The 9,546-nt window shown below is 34.5% G+C and carries 18 protein-coding genes; all 18 read left to right on the forward strand.

Annotated features, from left to right (window positions below; translation table 11 throughout):
- Nucleotides 1-113: 113 nt before the first annotated feature.
- Nucleotides 114-311 (forward strand): hypothetical protein, encoded by a 198-nt coding sequence (locus ACPYKA_RS15135; protein ID WP_479543050.1) that lies wholly within the window; start codon nucleotides 114-116, stop codon nucleotides 309-311.
- Complete coding sequence (locus ACPYKA_RS15140; RefSeq protein ID WP_479543051.1) at nucleotides 302-451, forward strand: hypothetical protein; 150 nt, start codon at nucleotides 302-304, stop codon at nucleotides 449-451. Before ACPYKA_RS15135 ends, ACPYKA_RS15140 begins: the two co-directional genes overlap by 10 nt.
- Nucleotide 452: 1 nt before the next feature.
- Entirely contained in the window at nucleotides 453-680 is a 228-nt protein-coding gene (locus tag ACPYKA_RS15145; RefSeq protein WP_479543052.1) for a hypothetical protein, read from the forward strand.
- Between the two features lie 33 nt (nucleotides 681-713).
- Nucleotides 714-1,100 carry a hypothetical protein gene (locus ACPYKA_RS15150; protein WP_479543053.1) on the forward strand — a complete coding sequence of 129 codons (387 nt, stop codon included), beginning with the start codon at nucleotides 714-716 and terminating at the stop codon, nucleotides 1,098-1,100.
- 34 nt (nucleotides 1,101-1,134) lie between these two features.
- Nucleotides 1,135-1,236 carry a DNA-binding anti-repressor SinI gene (gene sinI / locus ACPYKA_RS15155; protein ID WP_479543054.1) on the forward strand — a complete coding sequence of 34 codons (102 nt, stop codon included), beginning with the start codon at nucleotides 1,135-1,137 and terminating at the stop codon, nucleotides 1,234-1,236.
- 85 nt (nucleotides 1,237-1,321) lie between these two features.
- Nucleotides 1,322-1,462 (forward strand): NUMOD4 domain-containing protein, encoded by a 141-nt coding sequence (locus ACPYKA_RS15160; protein ID WP_479543055.1) that lies wholly within the window; start codon nucleotides 1,322-1,324, stop codon nucleotides 1,460-1,462.
- 72 nt (nucleotides 1,463-1,534) lie between these two features.
- Entirely contained in the window at nucleotides 1,535-1,858 is a 324-nt protein-coding gene (locus ACPYKA_RS15165; protein WP_479543056.1) for an HNH endonuclease, read from the forward strand.
- A gap of 3 nt (nucleotides 1,859-1,861) precedes the next feature.
- Complete coding sequence (locus tag ACPYKA_RS15170; protein WP_479543057.1) at nucleotides 1,862-2,119, forward strand: hypothetical protein; 258 nt, start codon at nucleotides 1,862-1,864, stop codon at nucleotides 2,117-2,119.
- Between the two features lie 11 nt (nucleotides 2,120-2,130).
- On the forward strand, nucleotides 2,131-2,667 hold the full coding sequence (locus ACPYKA_RS15175) for a host-nuclease inhibitor Gam family protein (protein WP_479543058.1): 537 nt from the start codon (nucleotides 2,131-2,133) through the stop codon (nucleotides 2,665-2,667).
- Nucleotides 2,664-3,362: an AAA family ATPase gene (locus ACPYKA_RS15180; RefSeq protein ID WP_479543059.1), complete on the forward strand. Its 699-nt coding sequence runs from the start codon at nucleotides 2,664-2,666 to the stop codon at nucleotides 3,360-3,362. The genes ACPYKA_RS15175 and ACPYKA_RS15180 overlap by 4 nt, the downstream gene beginning before the upstream one ends.
- Nucleotides 3,359-4,717, forward strand: coding sequence for a DEAD/DEAH box helicase (locus ACPYKA_RS15185; RefSeq protein ID WP_479543060.1), 1,359 nt, complete (start codon nucleotides 3,359-3,361; stop codon nucleotides 4,715-4,717). The genes ACPYKA_RS15180 and ACPYKA_RS15185 overlap by 4 nt, the downstream gene beginning before the upstream one ends.
- A gap of 28 nt (nucleotides 4,718-4,745) precedes the next feature.
- Nucleotides 4,746-5,270, forward strand: a complete 525-nt coding sequence (locus ACPYKA_RS15190; RefSeq protein WP_479543061.1) for a DUF669 domain-containing protein — start codon at nucleotides 4,746-4,748, stop codon at nucleotides 5,268-5,270.
- 39 nt (nucleotides 5,271-5,309) lie between these two features.
- Entirely contained in the window at nucleotides 5,310-7,613 is a 2,304-nt protein-coding gene (locus ACPYKA_RS15195; RefSeq protein WP_479543067.1) for a phage/plasmid primase, P4 family, read from the forward strand.
- A gap of 308 nt (nucleotides 7,614-7,921) precedes the next feature.
- On the forward strand, nucleotides 7,922-8,155 hold the full coding sequence (locus tag ACPYKA_RS15200; RefSeq protein WP_479543062.1) for a hypothetical protein: 234 nt from the start codon (nucleotides 7,922-7,924) through the stop codon (nucleotides 8,153-8,155).
- Nucleotides 8,148-8,459 (forward strand): VRR-NUC domain-containing protein, encoded by a 312-nt coding sequence (locus ACPYKA_RS15205; RefSeq protein ID WP_479543063.1) that lies wholly within the window; start codon nucleotides 8,148-8,150, stop codon nucleotides 8,457-8,459. The genes ACPYKA_RS15200 and ACPYKA_RS15205 overlap by 8 nt, the downstream gene beginning before the upstream one ends.
- On the forward strand, nucleotides 8,459-8,722 hold the full coding sequence (locus tag ACPYKA_RS15210) for a hypothetical protein (protein WP_479543064.1): 264 nt from the start codon (nucleotides 8,459-8,461) through the stop codon (nucleotides 8,720-8,722). The genes ACPYKA_RS15205 and ACPYKA_RS15210 overlap by 1 nt, the downstream gene beginning before the upstream one ends.
- Before the next feature lie 110 nt (nucleotides 8,723-8,832).
- Nucleotides 8,833-9,153, forward strand: a complete 321-nt coding sequence (locus tag ACPYKA_RS15215) for an SANT/Myb-like DNA-binding domain-containing protein (RefSeq protein WP_479543065.1) — start codon at nucleotides 8,833-8,835, stop codon at nucleotides 9,151-9,153.
- Between the two features lie 17 nt (nucleotides 9,154-9,170).
- Complete coding sequence (locus ACPYKA_RS15220) at nucleotides 9,171-9,335, forward strand: hypothetical protein (protein ID WP_479543066.1); 165 nt, start codon at nucleotides 9,171-9,173, stop codon at nucleotides 9,333-9,335.
- Nucleotides 9,336-9,546: the final 211 nt, after the last annotated feature.

Genomic DNA, 9,546 nt, shown 5'->3' on the forward strand with positions numbered 1-9,546 from the left:
TAAATCGGCTATTTACAAAATAAGACAAAGAAAAAGGTGGAGGCATTTATGATTTACGAAACTCTTAAAAACGAAGGAATTCTTCCTTTAATAGAAAGAGAGGAACAAACGGCGTGATCAAAATAAAGTCAATTCAATTAGAAGGTCACACTTTGCCGATACCGGAAGGGTTAAGTGAGTTACTAAATAACGGTAACGGATGGGGGAAGAGGCAAGAAGAAATAAACCCCGAATACGTTCGTAAAGTTGTAAAGCGTGATGGGAAATTAATTACAGTTTTGAAGAAGAGAGGAGAAACCAAATGCTCTTAAAAGTCATCGATAAAGAAACCAAAAAGGTTGTATGGACTGAAGAACATAAAACGCATAAAGCCATAGAGGTAGCGATTGAGCAGTTAAAGGAAAGTAATTTTAATCCTAAGTATTTTGAGTTTGTGAAGGAGGGTGAATGAGATGGAAAAACAAAACATGCTGGAAAAATTCAAACAACGTTTTGTTGAAATCAAAGATTCGGATAGTGATATGTATATTAAAACCGTTAGGCTTGCAGCACTAATGACTGACTTGGAAGGAACTTATGGAATCCCTGCTATCGGCGCTGAAAGGATTGCAGCATTTAAACGAGCGTTTCCGGAGGTTATGAATTTGTATAGGGAAGTTAGTTTGGAGAGGAAGTTTTGAAATGAAATCGTTAAATAAAGGAGGAGACATGATATGGGTATGTATACCGAATTAGTCTGCGCTTTAGAGTTAAAGCAAAATACGCCTGATTTAGTTATTAATACACTTAAATACATGGTGGGAACGTTAGGCGAATTAGAAGAAACACCAACCCATGAATTATTTGAAACGGATAGATGGGATTTTATGTTAAGGGGAGATAGCTACTACTTTGAAGGAGTAACTAATAGCAATCTGTATAAAGATACTCTTATTCCCCAGAGACCAACTTATTATTTAACTATTCGCTGTAATTTTAAAAATTATGATGGTGAGATAGAAAAATTCATAGATTGGATTACACCATACTCACATAGTACAGGGTTTATTGGCTATAAACGGTTTGAAGGAGATAAAGATCCCGCTTTAATTTATATTTAATCCACATTTCAACTAAACCAAGGAGGTGAAACCTATGAACGAATGGATCCATAAAATTAAACAAGCTTTAGAACAAGGCCTAACCAAAGAAGAAGTATTGGAATTTATTCAGAAGTATGAAGGGAGGTGGCAATAAAAAAGCAGTTAGCCCGAACAACTAACTACTTTTTAATAAAAAAATACGTCAGTGGTCATTTTACCACGTTTCAGGAGGAAATGAAATGGTTGAAAAAGCAGAGTATTGGAAACCTGTAAAAGACTATGAGGGAATTTATGAAGTAAGTAATTTTGGAAGAATTAAATCTTTATCCAGAGAGGTATATCGTGGAAACAAAAGTGGGAGGCCACATATAACCAAATAGCTCATTAAAAAACCGTTTATAGATGACAAAGGTTATTGGAGAGTTAGACTATACAAAAACGGAAGAAGAAAAGTGGTTACTCTTCATAGAATTATAGCCGAAGCGTTTATTGAAAAAGAAAAAGGCAAACCCGAAGTTAATCATATCGATGGAAATAAATTAAACAATTCGATTGAAAACCTAGAATGGTGTAATAGAAGCGAAAACGTACAACACTCTTACTCAATCGGTCTAAGAACAGGTTCAATTCCTAATAAATTGAAAGCAGAAAACGTTAAAGAGATAAGAAAATTATACATCGAAGGTTATTCGCAAGTTAAAATATCGAAACTGTTCAACGTTTCCGTAGCTTGTATAAATAGTGTTGTAAACTATCGCAATTGGAAGGATGTCTAGTAAATGAACCAATTCATAAAAGAATACAAAGAAAAACGTACTCAAGGAAATAACGTATACGAAGCATTCGGAATGGTTGCCACTCATATCGCATTACGTGGAAGTCTCGTTGATCTACATGATGTTTATGATTATTTTTCAGAGGATCTATTGAGTGAAACGGATGAATGGTTAGAAGAAGCTGAAAAGCATACTAGCAATCTAACAAGTTATGAAAGGGATATGAGGTTAGCTGGACATAGACAAGGTGATTTTTTATAGGAGGTAAACAAATGAATTTACATGAGTTTTTAGATAACCAAGAACAAGTAACTAATGAAACTTTTAAGGTAACTGATGATTCGAGCGCTAATTGGGCACTACGTAAAATCAAACAACTCCAGGATCAACAAAAGGAAACCAATTCACTTGCGGAAGCTGAAATAGAAAAAATAAATACATGGGCAGATTCAGAAAATGAAAAAGCACAACGTGATATAGATTACTTCCAAGGGTTACTAGCTGAATACGCATTAAAGAAACGTGAAGAAAACCCTAAATTTAAGTCTATGAAACTTCCGAATGGTGCTATTAAATTTAGAAAGCAACAACCTAAATTTAATTATGATGAAGAAACTTTAATTAAATCACTTAAAAATACTGGTAGGTTCGATCTGATTAAAACTAAGGAAAACATTGATAAAACAGCAATCAAGAAATCTTTTGTTATTCATGATGATAAATTAATAGATCCGGAAACTGGAGTGTTTGTTGACGGAGTGAGTGTTGAGCATCGCGGAGATAAATTCAGTGTGGAGGTGTCAGATTGAATATTACTAACGCTGCTGAAATAACGGAAGATAGAGCAACTTATTTACTTTACGCACCACCAGGGACAGGAAAAACGCACACGATTAATTTCCTTACTGGAAAAACATTATATGTTGCGATCGATAAAACACAGTATCCATTAAAAGGTAATGAGAATATCGATATTATGGATTTTAATACCCACAATGCTTGGGAAGAATGGAACTTGCTAATTAAGTGGTTTGCTAAAAGTGATTTATCTAAATATGAAAATATCGTATTTGATAATGTATCCGAATTGTTTCGCTCTATGCTCGGAAATTTAGGGAGAGAGGGAAAAAATAATAGAGTACCAGAAATGCGGCATTATCAACAAATAGATTTTTTCATCATTGACAGTATGAGATATATTCAATCACTTGGAAAAAGAATTGTTTATCTAGCTTGGGAAACTACAGATGAATTTATAACCGAAGCAGGACAAACGTTTAATCGCTCTTTCCCAGATATCAGAAAAACGATATTAAATAATTTCATGGGATTATGCCAAGTTGTTGGGAAATTAGCGATTAATCAAAGAACGAAAACACGAGGATTCATTTTGTCGCCAAGTAATAGTGTTTTTTCTAAAAATCAACTAGATCAGAGAGAATTTTGTTTACAAGAAGATATATTCAAAATTGGTTTTGAGAGTGAGGTTGGTGATACAGATTGACAGCAATTCAATTGAGGGATTATCAGCAAGTTTTAGTTGATAATGTTCGCCAGTCTTATCTAAACGGAAGCAAGGCACCTTGCATAGTTTTAGGTTGCGGTGGGGGCAAAACAGTTGTATTTGCTTATATGGCTCAACAATCGCAGGAAAAAGGTAATACGGTGTGGTTTTTGGTTCATAGGCGTGAGCTATTACAACAAACCATAGATACTTTCGATAGGTTTGGTATAGAAAGAAAAAACATCCACATTGCTATGGTTGGTACAGTTTCTAGGAATCTATCAAAATATCCGAAGCCAGATTTCATTATATTTGATGAATGTCACTTCTCTGCAGCTAAAACATGGAGGAAAATTATCGATGCATTCCCTAATGCTAAATTAGCTGGGTTGACCGCAACTCCTACAAGGTTAGATAACAAACCATTAGGAGATATATATGACGACCTAGTGGAAGGGGAAAGTATTAAAAATCTAATCAATAGAAACTTCCTATCTCCCTATAAATACTATGCGCCTAATGTTGCGGATATGACAAGCCTTAAAAAAATACGTGGTGACTTTGATACTAAAAAAGCTACTGAATTACTAACAACAAAAGCGGTATTTGGGGATGTGATAAAACACTACAAGAAATATGCAAACGGCAAACAATCTATATGCTATTGTGCATCCATTAAACACAGTGAATTAATGGCAGAACAATTTAAAAAACATGGTGTTAATGCGGTTCACTTTGATGGAAATACTCCAACAAAAGAAAGAGAACAAATAATTAAAGATTTCCGAGAAGGTAAAATAACTATTCTTTGTAATGTGGACCTAATATCAGTTGGATTTGATTGTCCAGATGTAGATTGTTGCATCTTACTAAGGCCTACAGATTCTACAGCATTGTACATACAACAAGCTTGTAGGGCGTTGAGGTATAAGAAAGGTAAAACAGCAATTATATTAGATCACGTTAATAACTATGAAAGACATGGCTTGCCGGATGATGACAGGAATTGGAGTTTGGATAGTAAGTATGAAAAACCTAAACGGTTCCAAGAAGATGGAACATTAAAAGTAAAACAATGCGAAAACTGTTTTGGGGTTTTTAAAGCAGGTACCAACATTTGTCCGCATTGTGGTCATGTGGTGGAGTTAGTGAAAGAAGAATTAAAAAACATTAAGGAAATTGAACTGGAAGAAATTAAACGCAAGAAGAAAGAAGAAGCAGAAAAGATTGTTCTGGATTTTAGAAGTCCGGATGAGTGTACAAGCCTGGCAGAATTACAAGCATATGGAAGAAATATGGGCTACAAAAACGGCTGGGCCTGGTTTCAAGCAAAAGCAAGAGGTCTAGTTAAATAAAAATATTAAATGAAAAGGATGATTATAAATGGCAGGATTTAGCTTAGATTTTAACAACACATTTGAAGGTTATCAAAAAATTGAAAATGGAGTTTATGAAGTTGTTATTGACCATGCTTCAGAAGATGCATCTCGAAGCGGTTCGGAGTTTACTAATTTCCAAATGACAATCAGAAATGACTTAGATCAACCGTTCAAAAATCAAAAAATTTGGCATCGTGTTTGGAAAGCAAAAGCTACTGGTACTTATAACATGACCATGTTTAATACGATCGGAAAGGCAGCAGGATTACAGTCCGGTAAAGTGTATAACAGTTTTGAGGAATTGCTTAGTGATTATAGAGGAAAACCGGTACAGGTTTATGTAGAAAATGAAACATCTGAATATAACGGTAAAACGTATGAAAATTTAAATGTAAAACAGTGGAAAGAAACTAAATTCCCGAACGTTCAACACCAATTTAAGCAAAGTAATGATAATAATAATCAATCAAATAGTAATAGTCCATTCAATAATGGTCCGCAAATCGATGATACAGATTTACCATTTTAATTATAGAGAGAGGATTTCCTCTCTAGGGAGGTGAGACAGATTTATAACAATATACCTTATGAACTTAAAGAACTCCATCAATGGTGTGGATTTAAATTACAAACACGTAATGGTAAAACAACTAAAATCCCCATCGATGCAAATACAGGTAATTTAGGAAAATCCAATGATGAGAGTACATGGTCTGATTTTGAGACCGCCCTTTCATCCATCGATAAATTCAATTTAGATGGTTTAGGTTTTTATTTTAAAACTCCATACTTCGGAATTGACCTTGATGATGTAGGAGCGGAAATTAAACGCTATTTAGATGATGACCATGACGATAATATTGTTTCGGAATTTATCGATTTGATGGGAAGTTATGCAGAAATATCACCAAGTGGTAATGGTATTCATATTATCGCAAAAGGTGAATTACCTAAGAATGGTAGTAGAAAAGGCAATATAGAAATGTATTCGAGTGGCAGATTTTTTACAATGACCGGAAATGCCATTGGTGGATATAACCACATTGTAGATGATTCGGATTACGGAAAGATTAATTACCTCCACGGTAAATATATTGCCAGTAATGAACCTATAAAACCAACTAATCTCATAGATACACATGGTAATAATTTATCGGATTCAGAGATTATTAGAATAGCAGAAAATAGCAGAAACGGAATTCGGTTTAAGTTGTTTATGCAAGGTGGATGGGAGCAATTTTACTCCAGTCAGTCCGAAGCAGATATGGCATTCTGCAATGATTTAGCATTTTGGACAAACCGTGATTATCACAAAATGGACTCAATCTTTAGACAATCCTCTCTCTACCGCGAGAAATGGGATGAGAAGCGTGGAGAATACACTTACAGCTATATGACACTAACTAAAGCTATAAATGACTGTACGAACGTATTTAATCCGCAACCAAACGATGATGATTTTAATTTATATGTATTGGAAGATAGCACGAAGGAAATCGAAAGGAAATTCTATTCTTACGACGATACCGGAAACGCAGCACGATTTACGGATACATACGGTGAAATTGTAAGGTATAGCTACACTCGAAAAAACTGGTATTACTATAACGGGAAGACTTGGGAATTAGACCAAGGTGGGAAAGTTAAATCTTTAGTTGATGAAATTCTGGTAAAGATGAAAAAAGAACCTGTTTATGTAACGGATGATACAACGGAAGAAGATGCGAAGAAGTTCTTACAAAAACATATTAAATATTCTCGTGGGAGTAATGGAAAGACAAACATGTTGAAAGAAAGTCAACATTTACTCCCTATTCAATCAGAAGAGTTTGATAAAGATAAACACCTTCTAAACGTTCAAAACGGCTACATTGACCTTAAAACAGGTAAATTGAATGACCATGATAAAGATAAATATTTTACAAAAATAGCTTCCATCGAATATACAGATAAAATTGATTGTCCACAATGGGTGGAGTTTCTTAATCAAATATTCGACGGAAACAAACATTTAATAGATTATATGCAGCGAGCGGTAGGATATTCCTTATCCGGATCAACAGAAGAACAAATGATGTTTATTCTTTACGGAAATGGTCGTAATGGTAAATCCGTCTTTTTAGATATTATTACCGAAATGCTAGGAAACTATACAACGAATATTCAACCCCAGACATTAATGGTTAAAAATATGTCTGGTAATGCAAATAGTGATATCGCTAGATTACAAGGTGCAAGATTGGTTACTACCACAGAGCCTAATGATGGCATGCGGTTTGATGAAGGTTTAGTGAAACAGATCACCGGCGGCGATAAGGTAACAGCTAGATTTTTGTATGGTGATGAGTTTGATTATTATCCAGAATTTAAATTATGGATGGCCACAAACCACAAACCAATTATAAGAGGTACAGATGATGGTATTTGGAGAAGAATGGCAGTTATTCCATTCACTGTACAGATACCCAAAGAAAAAGTAGATAAGCAGTTGAAATTTAAATTACGTGGGGAAATGACAGCTATATTAAATTGGGCAGTCGAAGGTTATCAGGAATGGAAACGTGTTGGGTTGAAGGAACCACAAGCCATTAAAGATCAACGCCAAATATACCGTACCGAAATGGATGTTGTTGAATTGTTTATTGAAGAATGTTGCATCCGAAAAGATGGAGAGCGAGAGAAAGCATCAGATCTCTATCGAGTGTATAGCGGTTGGGCGAAAGATAACAACCAACACTTAATGAGTAATACAAAATTCGGTAAAGAAATGGCTAACAAATTCCAGAAAATTAAAAGTGGAACCAATTATTACGTAGGGATTCAATTAAAAAGAGAATTCAATAACGAAGCTATTCGATTAAACTTTAATTAATTCCTAGTAAAACACTTTAGAAAACTAAGTTTTCAGAAATGCAGACTTTTGACCTATGAAAAAATACATTGAATTTTAGTTTGGGATAGTAAAGGGAAGGTTTTGGGATAGTTTTCTAAAAACCCTCCCATCCTAAAAACATTGATATATCAACCTTTATATTATATTTATTTTCTTTTTGGGATGGTTGGGATAGTTAGTAAAGAAGGATAAAAACAAATATAAAAATACAAAAATATAGAACGCTCTTTGAAAATGGCCCAAACCCTCCAAACTATCCCAAACCAAAAAAATGGGAGGTTACGAAGTTGAAAAATATAACTATTGAAGAGTGGAAAGAAATTGGTGAGCTAACCAAAAGGATAAATAACGATCTTCATGAATTAATTTTAAAATCATCTAAAATTGTAGGTTCGACAAGAATGGCGCCTTTAAAACGTTCACAAAACCACTTAAATAAATTTAGAAGCAAAGCAGAAGACTTAATGTTTTCGCAAGGACAAGGCGATACAAAAATATTCTTTGGTGATAACAATGCGTGAATCAGACATCCAAAATTCTATCAGACTTGCATTAAATCCATACGCGATCGTTTTCCGCGGGAATGTCGGTAAAGTACGTATGAAAGATGGAAGATATTTTGATACAGGATTGCCGAAAGGTTTTACAGATTTGTTTGGTTTTCGTAAAAAAGATGGAAAAATGATTTTCTTAGAAGTTAAAAACGAAAAAGGTAAATTACGTGATGTACAAAAACACTTTATAAATACTATGCAGCAATATCCAGTTATATGCGGCGTTGCAAGAAGTCCAGAAGAAGCGATTGAGATAGTGAGGAATGGTTAATGTATTTCGAAGATGCTAGTAAACAACAACTACTAACCGTAGCGCTCTATGAAAATTGCGATTTAGATTATAAATATAAAGCTGCCAAAGAATTGCAAATCAGACGGTGGCACAATGATATGCTCCCACAATTATTGACATTGTGGGGCAAGGGATATAGCGCGTTTCAGATTGGGATTGAGATGGAAATCCCAGAATCGACTGTTAGAAGTCAATTAAGAAAATATAACTTGTTTGGGAGAAGGGTTAACCATGATCATTAAATTTAGAATAAACAAATGGCGCAAAGGCAATGTAACCAATAATTTTAATCCAGAGTTATCTAAGTATTGGAAACAGAAATATTATTCCATGTTCGAGAGGTGGTAATTAGATGCCTAAAAAATACCTAATCAGTTTTTGCAGAATGTGCGAAAAAGAATTCCTTACACCAAAACTAGGCGGAAGGAAAGAAACACGGTATTGTCCATTTTGCGGTGATGATTTAGAGGTATTACACGATAGAACAATATCACTAGATAAAACACTTCATCATGCTAGGGCTTGGACGAAAGAGGAAGATAGCACGTTGATCTATGGCAGGAAGAAGAAAACACCTTACAAAGTGATTGCCGAAACATTAGGTAACCATATGACGCCAAAAGCGTGTAGGGAAAGAATGGTTTTATTGAGACGGAAAGGCATTGAAATATAAAAAAATGAGGTGAAGTCATGAAAACAATGAACCCAATCGAAAGCAACATGACAGACATCATCAAAGAGAAGTTACATGCGTTAGGTTATACAGAAACAGAAGGTAAAGAACAAAAGGAACTTAAAACTATTCTAGCAGTCTTGGAAATAAAAGCAGAATCTCCGCATAATACGTGGTTCTGATAACGTACAGAACGTTTAAATAGATTACTAGACTAAATCTACATGAAATAAATAAAACGCCTTAGAAGGGCTTAAATTGATTAATTTGGAGGGGAAATAAATGGAAAAGGTAAAGATTACGGAACAACATTTAAGAGAATTGAAAATATGGAATGATAATAACAATAAGTTCAGCAGTTTTATATTAGGGGTAGGTAGAAGAACGGGAACA

Origin of the sequence: Pseudogracilibacillus amylolyticus (SeqCode) (assembly GCF_051918545.1) — a bacterium.
Lineage (GTDB): Bacteria > Bacillota > Bacilli > Bacillales > Amphibacillaceae > Pseudogracilibacillus.